This window comes from Phenylobacterium sp. (assembly GCF_016793225.1).
Taxonomy (GTDB): Bacteria; Pseudomonadota; Alphaproteobacteria; order Caulobacterales; family Caulobacteraceae; genus Phenylobacterium.
In genome coordinates, this window is sequence record NZ_JAEUMN010000062.1 from 1 (window position 1) to 18,787 (window position 18,787).

Annotated in this window: 16 protein-coding genes and 1 pseudogene; 10 read left to right on the forward strand and 7 right to left on the reverse strand. The window is 71.9% G+C overall.

Going from position 1 to position 18,787, the window contains the following annotated elements:
• Positions 1–177, reverse strand: a pseudogene (locus tag JNK30_RS06920) (folate-binding protein); the annotation flags it as partial.
• Positions 178–238: 61 nt separating this feature from the next.
• Between JNK30_RS06920 and JNK30_RS06925 the strand changes: the two are divergent.
• From JNK30_RS06925 to JNK30_RS06955, 7 genes are all read left to right on the forward strand, one after another.
• The gene (locus tag JNK30_RS06925) at positions 239–1,213 is read left to right on the forward strand and encodes a glycosyltransferase family 9 protein (protein WP_293481327.1); all 975 of its coding nucleotides are present in this window, start codon (positions 239–241) and stop codon (positions 1,211–1,213) included.
• Between the two features lie 7 nt (positions 1,214–1,220).
• Entirely contained in the window at positions 1,221–2,555 is a 1,335-nt protein-coding gene (locus JNK30_RS06930; RefSeq protein ID WP_293481328.1) for a dihydroorotase, read from the forward strand.
• Between the two features lie 102 nt (positions 2,556–2,657).
• On the forward strand, positions 2,658–3,332 hold the full coding sequence (locus JNK30_RS06935; protein WP_293481329.1) for a PEPxxWA-CTERM sorting domain-containing protein: 675 nt from the start codon (positions 2,658–2,660) through the stop codon (positions 3,330–3,332).
• Between the two features lie 96 nt (positions 3,333–3,428).
• Positions 3,429–4,529, forward strand: a complete 1,101-nt coding sequence (locus JNK30_RS06940; protein ID WP_293481330.1) for a DUF898 family protein — start codon at positions 3,429–3,431, stop codon at positions 4,527–4,529.
• Positions 4,530–4,534: 5 nt separating this feature from the next.
• Positions 4,535–5,602 carry a M48 family metallopeptidase gene (locus JNK30_RS06945; protein ID WP_293481331.1) on the forward strand — a complete coding sequence of 356 codons (1,068 nt, stop codon included), beginning with the start codon at positions 4,535–4,537 and terminating at the stop codon, positions 5,600–5,602.
• Between the two features lie 129 nt (positions 5,603–5,731).
• A complete protein-coding gene (locus JNK30_RS06950) occupies positions 5,732–6,085 on the forward strand; it encodes a YciI family protein (RefSeq protein ID WP_293481332.1) in 354 nt (117 codons plus the stop codon).
• Positions 6,085–7,293 carry a DUF6596 domain-containing protein gene (locus JNK30_RS06955; RefSeq protein WP_293481333.1) on the forward strand — a complete coding sequence of 403 codons (1,209 nt, stop codon included), beginning with the start codon at positions 6,085–6,087 and terminating at the stop codon, positions 7,291–7,293. Before JNK30_RS06950 ends, JNK30_RS06955 begins: the two co-directional genes overlap by 1 nt.
• 139 nt (positions 7,294–7,432) lie before the next feature.
• On the opposite strand, the gene JNK30_RS06960 is transcribed toward JNK30_RS06955, so the two are convergent.
• A complete protein-coding gene (locus JNK30_RS06960) occupies positions 7,433–9,139 on the reverse strand; it encodes an adenylate/guanylate cyclase domain-containing protein (protein WP_293481334.1) in 1,707 nt (568 codons plus the stop codon).
• A 204-nt stretch (positions 9,140–9,343) separates the two neighbouring features.
• On the opposite strand from JNK30_RS06960, the gene JNK30_RS06965 reads away from it, so the two are divergent.
• Genes JNK30_RS06965 through JNK30_RS06975 form a run of 3 tightly spaced genes read left to right on the forward strand, consistent with a single transcriptional unit; the run spans position 9,344 to position 13,685 of the window.
• Entirely contained in the window at positions 9,344–10,327 is a 984-nt protein-coding gene (locus JNK30_RS06965; RefSeq protein ID WP_293481335.1) for an NADP-dependent oxidoreductase, read from the forward strand.
• Between the two features lie 40 nt (positions 10,328–10,367).
• Positions 10,368–12,143 (forward strand): feruloyl-CoA synthase, encoded by a 1,776-nt coding sequence (locus JNK30_RS06970; RefSeq protein WP_293481336.1) that lies wholly within the window; start codon positions 10,368–10,370, stop codon positions 12,141–12,143.
• Positions 12,144–13,685, forward strand: a complete 1,542-nt coding sequence (locus JNK30_RS06975; protein WP_293481337.1) for an acetolactate synthase large subunit — start codon at positions 12,144–12,146, stop codon at positions 13,683–13,685.
• Positions 13,686–13,824: 139 nt separating this feature from the next.
• Here JNK30_RS06975 and JNK30_RS06980 read toward each other — a convergent pair whose 3' ends face one another.
• The 5 genes from JNK30_RS06980 to JNK30_RS07000 form a co-directional block, all read right to left on the reverse strand.
• Positions 13,825–14,424: a PEPxxWA-CTERM sorting domain-containing protein gene (locus tag JNK30_RS06980; protein ID WP_293481338.1), complete on the reverse strand. Its 600-nt coding sequence runs from the start codon at positions 14,422–14,424 to the stop codon at positions 13,825–13,827.
• A gap of 292 nt (positions 14,425–14,716) precedes the next feature.
• Positions 14,717–15,565, reverse strand: a complete 849-nt coding sequence (locus JNK30_RS06985) for a DUF6624 domain-containing protein (protein WP_367118734.1) — start codon at positions 15,563–15,565, stop codon at positions 14,717–14,719.
• Positions 15,566–15,732: 167 nt separating this feature from the next.
• The gene (locus JNK30_RS06990) at positions 15,733–17,067 is read right to left on the reverse strand and encodes a hypothetical protein (RefSeq protein WP_293481340.1); all 1,335 of its coding nucleotides are present in this window, start codon (positions 17,065–17,067) and stop codon (positions 15,733–15,735) included.
• 177 nt (positions 17,068–17,244) lie between these two features.
• Positions 17,245–17,706: an NfeD family protein gene (locus JNK30_RS06995; RefSeq protein WP_293481341.1), complete on the reverse strand. Its 462-nt coding sequence runs from the start codon at positions 17,704–17,706 to the stop codon at positions 17,245–17,247.
• Between the two features lie 3 nt (positions 17,707–17,709).
• Complete coding sequence (locus JNK30_RS07000) at positions 17,710–18,678, reverse strand: SPFH domain-containing protein (RefSeq protein WP_293481370.1); 969 nt, start codon at positions 18,676–18,678, stop codon at positions 17,710–17,712.
• Positions 18,679–18,787: the final 109 nt, after the last annotated feature.

Below are 18,787 nucleotides of genomic sequence, written 5' to 3' on the forward strand. Positions count from 1 at the left end.
CAGGTCGTAGAGCAGCCGGCCCTGGGGCGTCAGCAGCGCGCCGAACCTGGCTTCGCCCGGCGCCAGGGTCTCGACATCCTGGGTGATCAGGCCCTGGAGGAAGCTGCGCCAGTCCTCCCCGTCCAGGGCGATCAGGGCGCGGCTCTGCAAATGCGCGAAGGCGACACTTTCCGACATGCCGCCAATTTGGGCCCGCCGCCGGTGGAGCGCCAGCGGGGACGTGCGTATAGGGACGGGGATGCCCCCCGCGTCCGGATTCCCCATCCTCTTCATCACCGCCACGCGGATCGGCGACGCAGTGCTGTCGTCCGGCCTGATCCGGCGGCTCGCCGACGAGATCCCGAACGCGCGCTTCACGATCGTGGCCGGCCCCGACGCCGCGCCCCTGTTCGCCGACGTGCCGGGCCTCGACCGGGTGATCGTCTTCGAGAAGTCCAGGACCGGCAGTCACTGGTTCGAACTCTGGCGCAAGGTGCGGCGCCGCAAGTGGGGCCTGGTGGTCGACCTGCGCGGCTCGGGCCTGTCGCGGTTCCTCTCCACGAAGCGGCGGGCCATCCACCGCAAGCCGACGCAGCCGGTGCACAAGGTCATCGAGGCCGCGCGCGTCCTGAGGATCGAGGACGAGCCTGCCCCGCCGCACATCTTCACCAGCCCGGACGTCGAGGCCTACGCCGACGAGCTGACGGCCGGCAAAGGCCCGATCCTCGCCTTCGCGCCCGCCGCGAACTGGATCGGCAAGACCTGGCCCGTGGAGCGGTTCAGCCAGGTGGCGATGCGGCTGCTGCGCGAGCCGTGGAGCCCGCTCCAGGGCGGCCGGCTGATGGTGCTGGGCGGCCCGGGCGACGAGAGGCTGAGCCGCCAGCTCCGCGACGCGGCCGGGCGCAACTTCATCGACCTGGCCGGGAAGGCCGACGTGCTCACGGCCTATGCCTGCCTGAAGCGCGCCCGCCTGTTCATCGGCAACGATTCCGGGGCCATGCACCTGGCGGCGGCGGCGGGGACGCCCACGATCGGCCTGTTCGGCCCCTCGGACGAGCGTCTGTACGCGCCATGGGGCGAGGCGACGCGGGCCGTACGGGGCGCGCGCAGTTTCGAGGAGATCAAGGCGGCCGACCCTGGCTTTACCCAGATGGTCTGCCACATGATGGACCTGCCCGTGGACAAGGTCGTCTCCGCGGCGCGGGAACTGCTGAAGGCGACCGAGAAGGCCTAGAGACCCGATGCCCGAAACCTTCGACCTGATCGTCCGGGGCGGCGAGGTGGTGAACCATGCCGGGCGCGGCTTCGCCGACATCGGCGTTCGCGGCGGCCGTTTCGCCGCGATCGGCGACCTCTCCCAGGCCAGCGCCGGCGAGGTGTTCGACGCCACCGGCCTCACGGTGATGCCGGGGGTGATCGACACCCAGGTCCACTTCCGCGAGCCCGGCCTGGAGTGGAAGGAAGACCTGGAGACGGGGTCGCAGTGCGCGGTCCTGGGGGGCGTCGTCGCCGTGTTCGAGATGCCGAACACCGAGCCCACCACCACCGACCCGGACGCCCTGGCCGACAAGCTGGCGCGGGCGAAGGACCGGATGCACTGCGACCACGCCTTCTACGTGGGCGGCACGCACGAGAACGCCCGCTTCCTGGGCGAGCTGGAGCGCCTGCCGGGCTGCTGCGGGATCAAGGTCTTCATGGGCGCCTCGACCGGCACCCTGCTGGTGCAGGACGACGCGGGCGTGGAGGAGGTGCTGCGGCACATCAACCGGCGCGCGGCCTTCCACTCCGAGGACGAGTACCGCCTGGCCGACCGGCGGCCGCTGGCGCGCACCGGCGACTGGACCAGCCACCCCGAGGTGCGCGACGCCCAGTCGGCGATCCAGTCCACCGAGCGGCTGGTGCGGCTCGCCCGCAAGACCGGCAAGCGCATCCACGTGCTGCACGTGACCACCCGGGACGAGATCGAGTTCCTGGCCCACCACAAGGACGTGGCCTCGGTGGAGGTGACGCCCCAGCACCTGACGCTGGAAGGGCCCGAGGCGTACGAGCGCCTGAAGGGGTTCGCCCAGATGAACCCGCCGATCCGCGACCGCGCGCACCGGCTGGGGATCTGGGAGGGTGTGGCGAACGGCGTCGCCGACGTCCTCGGCTCGGACCACGCGCCCCACACCCGCGAGGAGAAGGCGCGGCCCTACCCCGCCTCGCCCTCGGGCATGCCCGGGGTGCAGACCCTGCTGCCCGTCATGCTGACCCACGTGGCCGAGGGGCGGCTCACCCTGGAGCGCCTGGTGGACCTCACCAGCCATGGCGCGAACCGCCTGTTCGGCCTGGCCGACAAGGGCCGCATCGCCGTGGGCTACGACGCCGACCTGACCATCGTCGACCTCAAGGCTCGCCGGACGATCACGCACGACCAGATGGCGACCCGCGCGGGCTGGACGCCGTTCGACGGCATGGAGGCCAGGGGCTGGCCCAAGGCCACGATCATCCGCGGCCAGGTGGTGATGCGCGACGACGAGATCGTCCTGAAGGGCCGGGGCCAGCCGGTCCGCTTCCAGGAGACGCTGAACGCCTGACGGCGCCCAAGGCCTTCACTCCACGCCTGAGAGGCGAGTGGGCTGGACCCCACAGGCGAGCGGCGATTAGCTCCTCTTTCGGGGGCTAGTGGGGAGAGGAAGATGACCTTCACCTTGAGAAGCGCCGTGCTGGGAATCCTGGCCGCCGGCGCCATGGCCGCCTCGGCGGGCGCCGCGGAGATCGCGGTCGTCAGCTACGACATGCCGAACGGCTCCGGGCAGGCGTCGGGCGGCAGCTTCAACTACTGGGACCTCGGCTACTCCGGCAGCGGATCGACGAACGTCGACGGCGCCGCGCTCACGGGCGGCGTGGGCGACCTGACCGACGGCGTCGTGGCGACCGACTACTGGTTCAACGTCGAGAATTCCGCCGGCAGCGGACCCTACGTCGGCTGGTACGCCTTGCGGACGCTGAACCCGCTGATCACGTTCAACCTGGCGTCGGCGGCCAACATCACCCAGATCGACATCCACCTCGACAACAGCTTCGTCGGGGGTGTCTTCGCCCCCAGCGCGATCTGGGTCGACGGCGTCGCCCAGGCCTTCACGGCTCCGGCGCCCGGGTCGATCGGGACGGTCAGCCTGACGGGCCTGAACCTCACGGGGACCAGTCACACGATCCAGTTCTTCCAGGCGAACCAGGGGTGGACCTTCGTCAGCGAGGTCGACTTCATCGGCACGACCGCCGTGCCTGAGCCAGGGACCTGGGCGCTGCTGATCGGCGGCTTCGGGATGGCAGGGGCGGCCCTGCGCCGGCGCCGCGCCGCCGCGGCCTGATCCTCCCGGCTGCGTCGCAGCCGCCCGCAACTTCGGGTGGATGGTCGCGCGATTACCTGCCAAGCTTCGCCTTAGGGAAGCATCTGGGGGGTGAGCGTGAGTGTATCCGAAGCGGACGGCGCGGGCGCGCCACTGTCGATCAGCCAGCGCGGCGACACCGCGTCATTCCTCGGGCTCAGCCTGAAGAACAGCCTGCTCAACATTGTGACGCTCTCCCTCTACCGGTTCTGGGGGAAGACGGAGATCCGCCGGCGGATCTGGAGTACGACACTCATCAACGGCGAGCCGCTCGAGTACACCGGGCGCGGCATGGAGCTCTTCCTGGGCTTCCTGTTCGCCCTGCTGATCGTGGGCCTGCCGTTCCTGCTGATCGTCTTCGGGGCGCAGTTGCTGGGCCCGGTACTGGCCGCGCTGGTGACGCTGCCGGCCTATCTCGGGCTTCTCTTCCTGTTCGGGTTCGGGGTCTTCACGGCTTTCCGCTATCTGGCCAGCCGCACGTCCTGGAGAGGGGTGCGCTGGAGGCTTCGCGGGTCGCCGGGAGACTACGGCGTCACCTACCTCGGCTACGCCCTCCTGAGCGCCATCACCCTGGGATGGTTCTGGCCAGCCGCGTCGCGACGATTGTCCGGGCGCCTGTGGGGCGGCCTGACCTTCGGCGACCTCCACTTCGCCTTCGACCTGGACGCCGCGCGCCGGGAAAAGGTCTACGGCGCCTATGCGCTGGGCTGGGTCATCGTGGCCGCCGCCTATGTGCTCTTCGTCGCCATGATGATGTCCGTGATGGGCGCAGCCGTGCAGGCCGGCGACGACGGCGCGCCGCCTGTCCCGGATACTGGGATGTTCGTGACCGTGTACATCGCCGCGATCGTCTTCGCCGTGGCGGCCGCGGTGGCGTTCGCCCCCTATACGGCCGCGGCGCTGCGCTCGGTGGCGGCGGGCGTCAAGGTCGGCGATGCCCGCTTCACGCTGACCGTCACCTGGCTCGAGATCGTGTGGCTCAGCCTCTCCAACTTCGCGCTGGTTCTGGTCTCCTTGGGCTTTCTGCTGCCTTTCGTGCAGATTCGTACGGCCCGGTTTGTGGTGTCCCGGCTGCGGCCCTCCGGCAACGTAGACCTCGACCGGGTGGCCCAGACGCCGGACACCGGCCCACGCACCGGCGAAGGGCTGGCCGACGCCTTCGGCTCGTCGGTGATCTGACCGCGGTGCACGGCAAGTTCCACGATGGGCTGACCAGCGCCGCCTGGGAGGTGACGGCCGAGGCGAGTGACGGCGCGCTGCGGTTCTCCGCGGGCGGGGTCGACCACGTCTGGCCGCTGGCCGACATTGGCGCCGAAACAGTGGCAGGGGGCGTCCGTCTTGCGCGACCTGGAGCGCCGGCCCGTCTCACGGTAAGCGCCGCGGACTGGCGCGGCCTAGGCTTGGCGCGGCGCTTCGACCGCCGGTCGCGTCGCGCGGAGCTGGCGCTGGTGGCGGGGCTGGCCGCGGCGGCCCTTCTGGTCGTCCTGGTGGTGTTCGTGGGCGTGCCGCTGGCCTCGGGTCCGCTCGCGCGGGCCACGCCGCCGGCCTTCGAGGCAGGCATAGGCGAGAACTTCCAAGCGCAGCTATCGGTGGCCTTCCCAGCTTGCACTGGAGCCGCCGGACAGGCTGCGCTCCAGAGGCTGGGCGCGCGGCTGGGCGAGGCGGCGGGCTCGCCGTTCCCGATCCGAGTCGAGGCCGTGGAGGCCCCCATGGTGAACGCCTTCGCCCTGCCGGGCGGCGCTATCGTGATCACCGACGACCTGATCGCGATGACCCGGAGTCCCGCCGAGCTCTCCGCGGTGCTGGCGCATGAGGTGGCCCACGTCGAGCGGCGCCACGTGATGGAGGCGGTGTGGCGCTCGCTGGGCTTCGGCCTGATCCTGGACGCCGTCGTGGGCGGCGGTTCGGGCGCGGGGCAGCAAGCGATCCTGCTGGCTGGGACCTTCGCCGATCTGCGCTACAGCCGCGACGTCGAGCGTGAGGCGGATGCCGCCGGGCAGGCCCTGCTGGCCCGGCTGGGCCTGTCGTCGCGAGGCATGGCCAGCTTCTTCGAGCGTCTGAGCGAGCAGGAGGGCTCGAAGAGCGCCGCCGGGGTGGCCGAGCTCGTCTCCTCGCACCCCGACACCCGGCGGCGGGCGGAGCTCAGCCGCGCGCGCTCGCGCGACGGCGGGGCCGCGCTGGCGCCGAGCGAGTGGGCGGCGGTCCGCGCCGCCTGCGCCCGCGACCCCAAGCGCGGCCTCATCCCGCGCTGAGCGCGATCGCCGCCAGAGAAGTTGCAGTGGGCGTCGCCAAGGCGGTCGAATCCCTGATCCGTCGCGCGTCTCTCCGGTGACGCTGGCATCGGCGTCGCGCAAACTCGCAACAGGACCCAGGAGACGACCATGCAGTACATGATCCTGATCTACGAGCCCGAGGACGCCTATGCCGGCGAGGCGGGTCAGGCGGCGCTGGGCGAGATCGTCGCCAGGCACATGGCGCTGGCCGAAGACCTGCGCGCCAAGGGCTGGATGAAGGACGGGTCGGGCCTGCAGGAGTCCTCGACCGCCACCACGGTCGTCACCCGCGGCGGCCAGCAGACGCTGCACGACGGACCGTTCGCCGAGACCCGCGAGCACCTGGGCGGCTACTATCTCATCGAGGTCGACAACCTGGACGACGCGCTGTCGGTCGCCCGCAGGGTCCCCGTCATGGACGGCGGCAAGGTCGAGGTCCGGCCCCTGGCGGTCTACGACTGATGGACCGCTTTGGCGCGGCGATCGCCGACGCGCGTCCCCGCGTGGTCGCCGCGCTCGCCGCCCGCCTGCGCGACCTGGACACGGCCGAGGACGCCTTCGCCGACGCCTCCGCCGCGGCCCTGGTCGCCTGGCCCAACCAGCCCCCGCGCGACCCGGCGGCCTGGCTGTGGCGCGCGGCGCTGCGGCGGGCGATCGACGCGCGGCGCCGGGCCGCCGTGCGGGATCGCGCCGTCCTGGACGCGCCGGAGCCGGGCCCCACGCCCGAGGAGGCCCTATTGGCCGCCGAGATCCCCATTCCCGACGACCGGCTGCGCCTGATCTTCGTCTGCTGCCACCCCGCGTTGGCGCCCGACAGCCGCGCGGCGCTGACGCTCAAGGTGGTCTGCGGCCTGTCCACCGAGCGCCTGGCCCGCGCCTTCTTCACCGCCGAGCCCGCCATGCTGCAGAGGATCACGCGCGCCAAGCGCAAGATCGCCGCGGCCGGCGTGCCCTTCGAGGTCCCGGGCCGCGAGGCCTGGCCCGAGCGGCTGGACGCCGTGCTGACCACGCTCGAGATCGCCTACGCCCAGGCGTACGAGGACGCGGCCCTGGCCGCAGAGGGGGCGATCTTCGCGACCGAGGTCCTTCGCCTGTCGGGCCTGCTGGCCGAGCTGATGCCCGAAGAGCCGGAGGTGCTGGGCCTGGCGGCGCTGGTCCGCTTCGCCGAGGCGCGGCGGCCGGCGCGGCTGGACGACGGCGGCGCCATGCTGCCCCCGCCCGAACAGGACGCCGGCCAGTGGAACCGGCGTCTGATCGCCGAGGGCGCGGCCCTGCTCGGCCGCGCCGCCCGCCTGGCTGCGAGCGGACCGCGGCAGATCCTGGCGACGATCCACGCCACGCACTGCGCCCGGGCCGAAACCGGCGCGACCGACTGGGCGACCATCGCCGCGCTCTACGACATCCTGCGCGAGCTGCGCCCGCACGCGGCGACCGAGGTCAACCGCGCCGTCGCGATCGGCGAGGCCGCGGGAGCGGAGGCCGGACTGGCGGCGCTGGATGCGGTCCGGGGCGTCGAGGGCTGGCTGCCGTACCAGGCCGCGCGCGCGGCGCTGAGCGCCCGGGCGGGCCGTCGCGCAGAGGCCCGGGCGGCCTACGATGCGGCGCTCGCGCTGGGCCCGGCCCTGGCCGAGCGGCTCTACCTCGAGGCCCGCCGCCGCGAGCTCGGCTAGGTTCGGCTCGACGCCCCGAAGGCCGGGATCCAGTTGGAATGGCTCAGATGTGGGTTCCGCAGGCTCGGCGCCCTTCCGAGCCTTCGCCGGGACGGTCGGAAGTCGTTGAATTCGCTGATATCGAAGTGAGCCTGAACCGTTAGTCCCTGCGACTGAGGTGGTAGAGCGGGAAAGTGCCGTAGCCCTTGGGCAGGTCGACCTGGCCCACGTAGTTGCACATGAAGCTGTGCTCGGCCTCCATCTCGAGGACGGCGGCGAAGGGTTCGGTCACATAGACGCTGCCGGGCGGCGTCACCGGCTCGATGCGGGCGGCGCGCGAGACCTCGGTGCCGTAGTAGTTGGTGCGGCGGGTCACCGGATCCTCGCCCCAGTAGGTCGGCCCGAAATGCAGGGCGATTCGCATGGCGGCGCCTTCGCGCACGCCGAGCGCCTGGGTGTCGATCGACTTCAGCGCCTCGCAGAGCTCCAGGGACGTGCGGGCCGCCTCCAGGGCGCCGTCGAACACCACGTACAGCGCGTCGCCCCAGGTGTTCGAGTAGCGGATCGCGTTGGAGTTCCGGTCGAGCGCCGCGCCGGCCCGGGCCATGACCTCGACCTGGAAGGTCGGCAGCACGCGCTCGTCCAGCCGCGCGAATCCCGGAAAGTCGGTGAACATCAGCCCGTGGGTCCCGCGGCCGACGTCGGACTCCGCCGCCGGCCCCGGCGGCTTCGGCGGGCGCCTTATGCCGTCGGCCTCCACGATGATCGAGGCGCCGCCGGTGTCCTGCCAGGCCCGGATGTCCGAGCGGGTGAGCGTGCCGCTGGCGTCGGCCGTCTCGGCGACCGCCACCTGGACGGCGCGCGAGTTGAGGTGGCGGGCCCGCAGCCGCGCCATGCCCATCGCCACCTTGGCGCCGTAGGCGAACTGCCCCTGCCCGCCCACGTGGCTCATGGTCGACGAGAAGGTGAGCGACGACGCTTGGGCCCGGCAGGCCCGGTAGCGCTCGGCCCAGGCCCCGCCGGCCGGCGCGACCGACTGCGCGACGAAGTCCTCTTCGGCGACGGGCAGGACCACGTGCAGTTCGCCCCCGCGCGCGAGCACGCGCTCGGCGATCAGGATGTCGCTGCCGGCCGCCAGCGATCCGTAGGCGTAGCCGACGTTCTCCTTCGCCAGCGCCTGGTCGACGCGGACGCGGAGATCCGCCTCCAGCGCCGGGTCCTCGAGGAAGATGTGCCCGCAGTAGCTGGCGACGGACGGCGGCCGGACCAGCGCGAGCAGCGGCCCGATCGCCTCGCGCTCGGGAATGGTCGGCTCCAGGCGCTGCAGCTGCAGCACGGTGGTGGAGCGCTTGCCCGCGTCCACGTCGGGGGCCGCGAGCGCCGCCTCCAGCGAGGCGGCGGCCCCGGCGAAGTCGCCGAGGACCAGCTTCGCCTCGGCGGCGGTGGCCAGTCCGTAGTAGTCGCTGGCCGCCTGGACGCCGGCGTTCGCCAGCACCGCGCGCGCCAGCTGCCGCGCCAGCGCCGCCCGGCCGGTGATCCACGCCAGCGTCGCCGCATTGACCGCCGGATACGAGTCCCGGGTCCGGCGGAAGACCCGGGCGTAGAGCCGGCAGGACTCCGCCAGCACGCTGGCCCGCTCCCGGCCGCTGGAGGCGAAGCCCTTGTCCTTGAGAAGCCGCGCCTGCAGCGAGAGCGCGTCGACGTCCTGGCGCTCGGCCAGGCCATAGGCCTCGTAGAGCTTCAGCGCCCGGTCGGTGTCGCCCAGGCGCGCCAGGGTGAGCACACGGAGGTAGTCCAGCGCGCCGTCCTCGCGGTCGGCGACCTGCTGCAGGATGTCGTACGCCTCCAGGAGCGCTCCGCGCGCCAAGGCCGCGCGAGCCCTCGTCGCGACGCTCCTCTCCGGCATCCTCAACGTCCCCTGCCCGGCCACTCATTTGCCACGTACGGCCGGGCCCCGAAAGGGTATGCAATCCTCGCGGGGCGCCGGGGGCGCGGCGCCACCTCGGGTTTGCGCACGGACCGCGGGGCTGTGCTACGACGCCGCTGAAAGCCAACCAGCCAAGAGCCACCGATGACCACGTCCCGCCAGATCCGCCTTGTCCGCCGCCCGCAGGGCATGGTGCGCCCCGACGACTTCGCCGTCGCGGCGGTCGAGACGCCCGACGCCGCCGAGGGCCAGGTCCAGCTCGAGGCGCTCCTGGTCTCGGTGGACCCCTACATGCGGCCGCGGCTGGACGCCGACCAGCCGCTCGACGCGCCCATGCTCGGCAGCGGCATCGCGCGGGTCGTGCAGTCGCGGAACGCCGAATTCCGCGAGGGCGATCTCGTGCGCCACTTCGCGGGGATGCAGGAGCGCTTCGTCTCCGACGGCCGCGGGCTCCAGAAGCTGAACCCCGACCCCGACCTCCCGCTCAGCGTCTACATGCACGCCCTCGGCGGCACCGGGATCACGGCCTACGGAGGCCTGCTGGAGACGGGCGCCCTCAAGGACGGGGAGCAGGTGTTCGTCTCCACCGCGGCCGGCGCGGTGGGCTCGGTCGCCGCGCAGATCGCCAAGATCAAGGGCTGCTGGGTCGCCGGCTCGACCGGATCGGACGACAAGGCCGCCTGGCTGCGCGACGAGGCCGGCCTGGACGCCGTCGTCAACTACCGCACGACGCCGCTCGCCGGCGCGCTGCGCGAGGCCATGCCGAAGGGCATCGACGTCTACTTCGAGAACGTGGGCGGCGAGCACCTCGACGCCGTCCTGCCGCGGATGAACGTCCGCGGCCGCATCCCGGTGTGCGGCATGATCTCGACGTACAACGGCGACCGGGTGGGCGTGCGCAACCTCTCCAGCATGATCTACAGCCGGGTGCGGATGGAGGGCTTCGTGGCCAGCGACTTCGGCCACCTGCAGCCCCAGTTCCAGGCCGACATGACCGCCTGGCTGAAGGCCGGGAAGATCAAGTACCAGGAGACGGTCCTGGACGGCTTCGAGCGCGCACCCGAGGCGCTCGTGGGCCTCTTCGAAGGCCGCAACGCGGGCAAGATGCTGGTCCGCGCCGCGGCGTAAGGCTTTTCTTTCGCGCCGCGGCCTCGTAACCCTCGCGCCCATGGACGCCGAGCTGCGCACCGCCACCGCCCCCTTCCGCGACCCGCGCTATGCGCCGCGTCGGCTGGAGGTGGAGCGGCGGCCGGGCGGCGAGGTGGTGCTGACCAACCCGACCCCCTTCGACACGACGTTCCGGACGACCATCGCGCCTCTGGGACACTGGGCGGCCGCGACGCCGGACACGATCTGGCTGGCCGAGCGCTCGGGCGAGGGTTGGCGGACGCTGACCTTCGCGGAGGCCTGGCAACGCATCTCGGCGCTGGCCGCTGGCCTGCGGGAGATGGGGGTGGTGGGAGAGCGGCCGCTCCTGATCCTCGCCCGCAACAGCATCGACCACGCCCTGGTCACCTACGCCGCCATGGGCCAGGGCATGCCCGTCGCGCCGGTCTCGCCGCAGTACGGCCTGCCGGGCGCCAACCTGGCGCGCCTGTCGCACGCCTGCGAGGTGCTGCGTCCCGCCGCCGTCTACACCGAGGACGCCGCCCTGTTCGCGGAGGGGCTGGGCGCGGACGCGCTGGCGGGCCTGCCGGTGATCGCCTCGGCCAACGCGCGGCCCGGCGACACGCCGCTGGAGCGCCTCTACCGCGCGGGCGAGGCCCAGCCCACCGCCACGCCGGACCAGCACGCCAAGTACCTGCTCACCTCGGGCTCGACCGGCCTGCCCAAGGCGGTGATCTGCCTGCACCGCAACATGGCGGCGAACGGGGCCCAGATCGCCGCCTGCTTCGACGATCCCGACCCGCCGGTGATGGTGCACTCCGCGCCCTGGAGCCACAGCCTGGGCGCCAACGCGATCCTGCACATGAGCGCGCACCGCGGGGGCACCGTCTACATCGACGCCGGCCAGCCCACGGCAGGGCGCTTCGGCGAGACAATCCGCAACCTGAAGGACGTCGCGCCCACGTACCAGAACATGGTGCCCGCGGCCTGGATGCTGTTCGCCGAGGCGCTGGAGCAGGACGACGACCTCGCCCGCAACTTCTTCTCGCGCGTCCGGCTGCTGCAGTACGGCGGCGCGGCGCTGTCCCAGGCCTACGCCGACCGCATCCAGGCCGTGGCGGTCCGCACCGTCGGCGAGCGGATCTCGTTCGGCTCGGGCTACGGCGCCACCGAGACGGGCCCCACCGCCGCCAACGTACACTGGCCGAACGCGCGCATGGGCCTCATGGGCCTGCCGCTGCCGGGGACGTCCGTCCGGCTCCTGCCCGAGCACGGCAAGCTGGAGTTCCGGGTGAAGGGCCCGCAGGTCTCGCCCGGCTACCTCAACCAGCCGGAGCGCTCCGCCGCGGCGTTCGACGACGAGGGCTTCTACCGCCTGGGCGACGCCGCCCGCTTCGTGAACCCCGACGAGCCGCGCGAGGGCCTGGTCTTCGACGGCCGCATCTCCGAGAACTTCAAGCTGACCTCGGGCACCTTCGTCATCGTCAGCGACCTGCGCCTGGGCGTGCTCGGCGACATCGGCGGCGCCGTCACCGACGGGGTCGTCTGCGGCGAGAACCAGGACCGCATCGGCGTGCTGTTCTACCCGAACCCGACCCTGGACCGCGCGGCCGTCCGCGACGCCGTCCGCAGGGGCGTGGCCGCGTTCAACGCCCGCGCCAAGGGCTCGGGCGGCCGGATCGCCCGGGCGCTGGTGCTGCCCGACGGGCCCGATGCGTCCGCCGGCGAGATCACCGACAAGGGCTACATCGCCCAGAGCCTCGCCCGCGCCCGGCGGGCCGAATTCGTCGACCGGCTGTTCGCCGACCCCGCCCACCCCGACGTGCTGGAGTTCTGAATGAACGGCGCCGACGCCCTGATCTCGACCCTGGTGGCCAACGAGGTCACCGCCTGCTTCGCCAATCCCGGCACGTCCGAGATGCAGTTCGTGGCCGCTCTGGACGGCGTCCCGGCCATGCGCCCGGTGCTCTGCCAGTTCGAGGGCGTGGCCACCGGCGCCGCCGACGGCTACGGCCGCATCGCGGACAGGCCCGCCTGCACCCTGCTGCACCTGGGCCCCGGCTACGGCAACGGCGTGGCCAACCTGCACAACGCGCGCCGCGCCTTCACCCCCATCGTCAACGTGATCGGCGACCACGCCACCTACCACCGCCAGTACGACGCGCCGCTGAATTCCGACATCGCCACCCTGGTGAAGCCGAACTCCATCTGGGTGAAGTCGGCCGACACGCCCGACAGCGTGGCCGCGGTCACGGCCGAGGCCGTCGCGGCCAGCTACGGTCCCCCGGGCGGCCCGGTCAGCCTGATCCTGCCCGCCGATGCGGCCTGGCTTCCCGCCGCCGGCGAGCCGGTGCTGGCGCAGAAGCCCGTCCGCCCCGCCCCGGCGGGACCGGCGGTCGACGCCGCCGCCAAGGCCATCAAGGCCGCGAAGAACCCGATCGTCCTGCTGGGCGGCCAGGCGTGCCGCGCCGAGGCGCTCCAGGCGGCTGCCCGGCTCGAGGCGGCCGGCGTCACCGTCTACACCGACACCTTCGTCGCGCGGCAGCCGAAGGGCGCCGGCGTCTTCGCGCCCCGGAAGATGCAGTACTTCGGCGAGATGGCCCTGGCCGAGCTCGAGGGCGTGGACCTGATGGTCTTCGCCGGCACGACCATGCCGGTGGCCTTCTTCGCCTACCCGGACCGGCCCAGCGTGCTCGTCCCCGAAGGCTGCCGGACGCTCACGCTGTCCGAGCGCAACGAGGATTCCGTCTCGGGCCTCCACGCCCTGGCCGACGCCCTGGGCGCGCCGAAGGCCGGTCCGGTGCAGACCCTCGCGCTGCCCGACGCCGCGCCGACGGGCAAGCTGACCGCCTATGCGGCCGGCGCCTCGATCGCCCGGCACATGCCCGAGGGCGCGATCCTCTGCGACGACGCGGTGACCTCCGGCGGCGGCGTGGCCGCGGGCACGGCGGCGGCCCGGCCGCACGACGTGCTGGCCCTGACCGGCGGCGCGATCGGGATCGGCCTGCCGCTGGCGATCGGCGCGGCCGTGGCGGCGCCCGACCGCAAGGTGCTGAGCCTGAACGGCGACGGCGCGGCGATGTACACGATCCAGGCGCTCTGGACGATGGCGCGCGAGAACCTGGACATCACCGTCGTCATCTTCGCCAACTACACGTACCGCATCCTCAACGTGGAGATGGAGCGGACCGGCGCGGGCAAGGCCGGCCCCTCGGCCAAGAAGCTCCTGGACCTGGGCGATCCCAACATCGACTTCGTGTCGGTGGCCAAGGGCATGGGCCTGCCCGCCGTCTCCTGCGACACGGGCGAGGCGTTCGAGAAGGCCTTCGCCGGCGCCATGACCCAGCGCGGCCCGATGTTCATCGAAGCGCGCATCTGATCCCCCTCGCCGTCCATCTTCCCGGGCGCTGCGACCGGAATGCCGGTACAGCTTGGACGGTCCGGGTCGCCGCCGGAAACGGAAGCGCCGCCGGCCCGGGGGGCCGACGGCGCTCCAAGCTCATCGGTCGTCGGTCGGTCTAGGCGACCGAACCCACCCGCCGGCGGCTCCGCAGGGCCGTGCCCGCCAGGCCGAAGCCGCCGATCATGAGGGCCCAGGTGGCGGGCTCCGGCACGCCCGCCTGCACCAGGTCGTAGCTCAGGGTCGCCTGAAGCGAGTAGCCGGTCGGCCCGGTAGCCAGGCCGTTGAGGTTTCCGGTGCCCCCCGCGACGTCGCCGCCGATCCCGGCGTGGGTGTCGTTCACGATCACGCGGAAGTCGTTGTTCCCGGCCATGAAGCCCGACGTCACGTTGATGTTCCGGGCGCCTTGGGGCAGCGAATAGGCCCACGCGACGTTGCCGGACCCGAAGTTGAAGAACCCGCTCCCGGGGGCGAAAATCCCCGTCTGATCGACGGTCGCGCCGTTGAGCTGAACAACCGCGCGGTCGTCCGCTTCGAAGAACGTGATGTTGAGAACGGCGTTCGTGAAGTTGGTCGGCAGCGTGAAGTCCAGGTCGGTGATGTAGAACGCATTCGCGCTGCTGCCCGAGCTGTTCAGGTTCACGACCACAGCGTTCGCGGCCGTCGCGGTGAGCGAAAGCGCGCCGACCGCGCCGATCAAAGCAAGCTTAAGGTTCATGTTACTTCCCCACTTCGGATGGATTCAGAAGAGCTCGGCAGCCGAAACGGTCAAACCGATTCAACGAATGGGCGAGAGCGACACGCGCCGGCTGCGTGTCCGCAAGCTGAGCAAGAGGGCGGCGCGGCGGCTCACCTCACGGCGGACGGGTGCAACGCTTGGGTCGCGTCCCACGCCGCCGCCGCCCTCTCCCGGCCTCTCCCTCGCCGCTTCGAAGGTCTGCCTTCGCGCCGCCTGCCGGCCGATTGCGGAGGTCCGCCGCGAGCCCTGGCTCATGGGCCGGGTCGGCAGTTCAGGGACAGCGCGCACTGTTCTGGCGCACCTGCTCGGAGAGGGTTGTCGGCAGTCCGAGGCGACGGCGGCGCGCGTCGACGCCGGTCTCGTCTTCCATCGGGGAGGGCCGCCATTCGCCCGGACCGACACATGCGCCCTGCAGGCCAAACCGCTGCAACTCGCCCGCGCCGGCGGCCCAGCGGTCGAACAGGTACGGAAACCGCCTTGGCTCCGTCTCACCCCGGTCCGCCAGGGGTTCGAGGACCGCGATCATGCGCTTCTGGAAGGCGCGATCCTGGTCCCCGTGCTGCACGATCAGCCAAGCCGCCCCGTCCGCGGACGCGCCGTCGCGGCTGATGGTGAACCAGCCGCGGCGGCCAACCGCCGCCGACAGCCAAGCCTGGTTTTCGCGGTCGATCGCCACGGCATCGTTGCTGATGAGCCCGCGCAGGAGCCGCACGGCGAGAGGCGAAAGTCCGGCCGCGAACTGGGACTGCGCCTCGGCGGATAGGCTTTCGCGCGCGCCCTGATCACGCGCCGCACGGCGGAACAGCTCCGCGACGTCGGCGTCCGGCGACGTCCGTGAGAGCTTGCTGAAGCGCTCGGCCGACGTCCAGCCCCGCAGGGGCGAGGTCCCGGTCCGCAGCAAGGCGCTCACCGCCGAGCGTCTGCGGAGGTCCGCCTCGCGAGCCTGCCGGCAGGCCGTCGCCCACTCTTCCGCCGTCGCCTTGGCCCGATCCGCCGCAATGGCGGCAAGCGGGGCGGCCAGGTGCGATACGCCCAGACACTGCTGGAGGTCTGCGGGCGTGATCTCGGCGGCAGGCGTGCTCGACGCGATCAGCGTCGCCGCGAGCGAGAGACCCAGCATCTTCACCTCGACCCTCGCCGCACGCCAGAACACCGACGGGCGTCCCGCCAACCCAGCAGTTGTTGGATGGCAGCCTGCCCCTCAACCCCGGCCGCCGTCCAGCGCCCCCGCAAAGCAAAGGGCCCGCGGATCGCTCCGCGGGCCCTCGCGTCAGCCGGTGAGGCCGATCAGGTGTTGCCGGGCAGCTTGCAGTTGCCCGCGAAGGCGCAGCCGACCACGTTGACCGCGTTGATCGCCGGCGTCGACGAGTACTCGATCATGTAGCCCTTCAGCTTGTCCGCGCAGGCGACCTCCACATAGGTCGTGCCCTTGTCGGTCTTGCCCACGACCCGGCTGTTGGAGACCTCGCAGGTCGTGCCCTGCTGCAGGCGCTTCAGGTCGCTGGTCAGCGAGGCGAAGCCGTTGTCGCTGCCCATCGAGCACTTGTAGCCGGCGATCGGCGCGCGGCCGCAGTCCACGACGGTGCTCTTCTGGCCCGCGGTCGACATCAGGATCGCGCCCTTGCCGTCCTTGCAGACCAGCTCGACCACTTCCTCGCGGGGGTTGCGGGTGGGGAACAGCGCGTACTTCTCGACCTCGCACTTGCCGCCGGCGTTGGACACCAGGCGGGTGTAGAGGCCGGCCTGCTCGCTCTGCGCCTGGCGGGCGTCGGTCAGCGTGCAGCCGCCGAGGATCTGGGTGGCCTTGGCGCACTCATAGGTCTCGACCAGGTTTCCGCCGACGGCGGTCTTGTAGATGTAGCCCTTACCGTCGTTGCAGGAGGCCTCGTAGAACGTGGAGCCGTCCTTGGCGATGCCCACGAAGCGGCGGTCCTTCACGGCGCAGCCGTTGTTCGCCGCGGCCGCGACCTTGTCGATGACGGCCATGCGCGCCGTCTTGTCCGACAACGTGCACTTAATGTTGGACTCGGATTCATCGTACAGGAGGCAGTTCTGCGCCTGCAGCGGCTTGGCGCCGTCGAAGGGCACGCTGGCCAGCAGGATGTAGCCCGCGCCGCCCTGGCAGGCGACTTCCATGTAGGTGTTCGACTTGGTCTGGCCGATGCCGCGGGCGGACTCGGGCAGGCATTCCACGCCGGCCGTCTTCATCAGCGGCTGGAGGAGGGCCTTGGGGTTCTGGTTGCCCGGCAGGATGCAAGGCGCCGACGGAGCCTGGCCCGGGGCGGGCGGGGTGTTGGCCTCGATGCAGCTGAAGGCGGTGGGCGCGCCGGCGGCGGGCGCCTGCAGCACGTAGCCCATCTGGCCGGCGCCGCACGCGACCTCGTAGTAGTTGACCTTGTTCTTCTTGTCCTCGCCGATCTTGCGGGCGTCCGAGACCTGGCAGGGCAGGCCCGCCGCCTGCAGGACCGCCGGCGCTTCCTTGGCGCCCTGTTCGCGCGCCGCCTTCGGGATATCGGCGTCCTTCTTGCCTTGCGACACCCCGTAAGCGGGGACCATCAGCGTGGCCATCAAGGCCATGGCGAGCCCGATCGCTCCCACCCTGCCTGCCTTCGGCGTCTTCACCGTCGTTCTCTCCTGGGTCTTCCTTGGGGGTCTTCCTGGGGCCGGCCGTGGGCGGCCGGGGATTTTGCGGGCACATAAGCGCCGCGAACTTACGCGGGTCAAGCTGCCCAACGATGCCGGCCGAAGTGTGGCGGGAATCCAATCGCTTAAGCTTGCACCCCAGGCGCCGGACCGGCGCTACGCGCGGCGCACCCGCAGCCGCGCGCCGGCGACTCCCGTGACCTGGACGGCGGCGCCGGTCTCGAGCGTCTCGCCGTCGTCGACCTCGGCCGCCCACTCCTTGCCGTCGATGAAGACGCGGCCCGAGCGCCCGGCGAAGGCGCTCACCACGGCGCCGCGCTGGCCCACGAGGCGGGCCACGTTGTCGTTGATGTCGACGCCTTCCTCGACCAGCGGCCGGGGCAGGTACCGGCGGGCCAGCAGGGTGGAGAACAGCGTCAGCAGCGCGAACGCCAGCAGCGCCGTGGGGACCGACACGTCGAAGATGGCCGTCAGGATGGCCGTCACGCCCGCCGAGGCGGCGGCCCACAGCAGCCACCCGGATCCGGTCAGCACCTCGACGCCCAGGATCGCCGCCGCCAGGGCCGCCCAGAACCAGAACGGCTGGTCGGCGTAGAGCCCCATGATGGTGTCCATCATGGCTCAGGCCCCCGTCGCGGGAACCGCGCCGCGTCCGCGGGCGGGCGGCGGGCGGGGCGCGGGGCCGTCGCCCCCGATCGCCTTCACCAGCTCTCCGATGCCGCCGACGGTGCCCACGAGGGCGCCCATCTCGGCCGGCACGATGACGGTCTTCTGCTGCGGGCTTCGGGCGAGCTCGGCGAACGCCTCAACGTACTTCTGAGCCACGAAATAGTTGATCGCGTTGACGTCCCCGGCGGCGATGGCGTTCGAGACCATCTCGGTCGCCTTGGCCTCGGCTTCCGCCTCGCGCTCGCGGGCCTCGGCGTCGCGGAAGGCCGCCTCGCGGCGGCCCTCGGCCTCCAGGATCGCGGCCTGCTTGGCGCCCTCGGCGCGGGCGATGGCCGCGGACTTCTCGCCGTCGGCCTCGGTGATCACCGCGCGCCGCTCGCGCTCGGCCTTCATCTGGCGCGCCATGGCGTTGGTGATGTCCGGCGGGGGCTGGAGATCCTTGATCTCGATCCGCGCGGCCTTCACCCCCCAGGGGCCGGTGGCCTCGTCGATGACATTCAGCAGCCGCGTGTTGATGGCGTCGCGCTGGGACAGGACCTCGTCCAGCTCCATCGAGCCCACCACCGTGCGCAGGTTGGTCATGGCGAGCTGCTGGATGGCGAAGTTCAGGTTGTCCACGCGGTAGGCCGCGGCGGCGGCGTCCATCACCTGGATGAACACGATCGCGTCCACCTGGACGGTGACGTTGTCCTTGGTGATCACCTCCTGGCGCGGGACGTCGAGCACCTGCTCCATCATGTTCACCCGCCGGCCGACGCCCTCGACGAACGGCGTCAGGAAGCTGATGCCCGGCTTGAGCGTGCGGGTGTACCGGCCGAAACGCTCGACGGTGTATTCGCGGCCCTGCGGCACGATCTTGATCGCCCCCAGGGCGACCACGATCGCGAGGAACAGGAAGACCGCGGCGACGATCAGCCCCAGGCTCATGGCGTCCCTCCCAACCTAACCCGAGGGCAAGTCTATCCAGACTGCGCCGTCACCGCCACGGAAACCGGCGGGCCGGGCTCGCGCGGCGCGCCCGCCTCTGGTA

What these genes read in the sequence shown, in the direction of transcription:
- JNK30_RS06975 (WP_293481337.1), top strand. Translation starts at nt 12,144, where the DNA reads ATGAACGGCGCCGACGCCCTGATCTCGACCCTGGTGGCCAACGAGGTC.
- JNK30_RS06930 (WP_293481328.1), top strand. Translation starts at nt 1,221, where the DNA reads ATGCCCGAAACCTTCGACCTGATCGTCCGGGGCGGCGAGGTGGTGAAC.
- JNK30_RS06965 (WP_293481335.1), top strand. Translation starts at nt 9,344, where the DNA reads ATGACCACGTCCCGCCAGATCCGCCTTGTCCGCCGCCCGCAGGGCATG.
- JNK30_RS06955 (WP_293481333.1), top strand. Translation starts at nt 6,085, where the DNA reads ATGGACCGCTTTGGCGCGGCGATCGCCGACGCGCGTCCCCGCGTGGTC.
- JNK30_RS06985 (WP_367118734.1), bottom strand. Translation starts at nt 15,565, where the DNA reads ATGCTGGGTCTCTCGCTCGCGGCGACGCTGATCGCGTCGAGCACGCCT.
- JNK30_RS06995 (WP_293481341.1), bottom strand. Translation starts at nt 17,706, where the DNA reads ATGATGGACACCATCATGGGGCTCTACGCCGACCAGCCGTTCTGGTTC.
- JNK30_RS06935 (WP_293481329.1), top strand. Translation starts at nt 2,658, where the DNA reads ATGACCTTCACCTTGAGAAGCGCCGTGCTGGGAATCCTGGCCGCCGGC.
- JNK30_RS06950 (WP_293481332.1), top strand. Translation starts at nt 5,732, where the DNA reads ATGCAGTACATGATCCTGATCTACGAGCCCGAGGACGCCTATGCCGGC.
- JNK30_RS06980 (WP_293481338.1), bottom strand. Translation starts at nt 14,424, where the DNA reads ATGAACCTTAAGCTTGCTTTGATCGGCGCGGTCGGCGCGCTTTCGCTC.
- JNK30_RS06970 (WP_293481336.1), top strand. Translation starts at nt 10,368, where the DNA reads ATGGACGCCGAGCTGCGCACCGCCACCGCCCCCTTCCGCGACCCGCGC.
- JNK30_RS06925 (WP_293481327.1), top strand. Translation starts at nt 239, where the DNA reads ATGCCCCCCGCGTCCGGATTCCCCATCCTCTTCATCACCGCCACGCGG.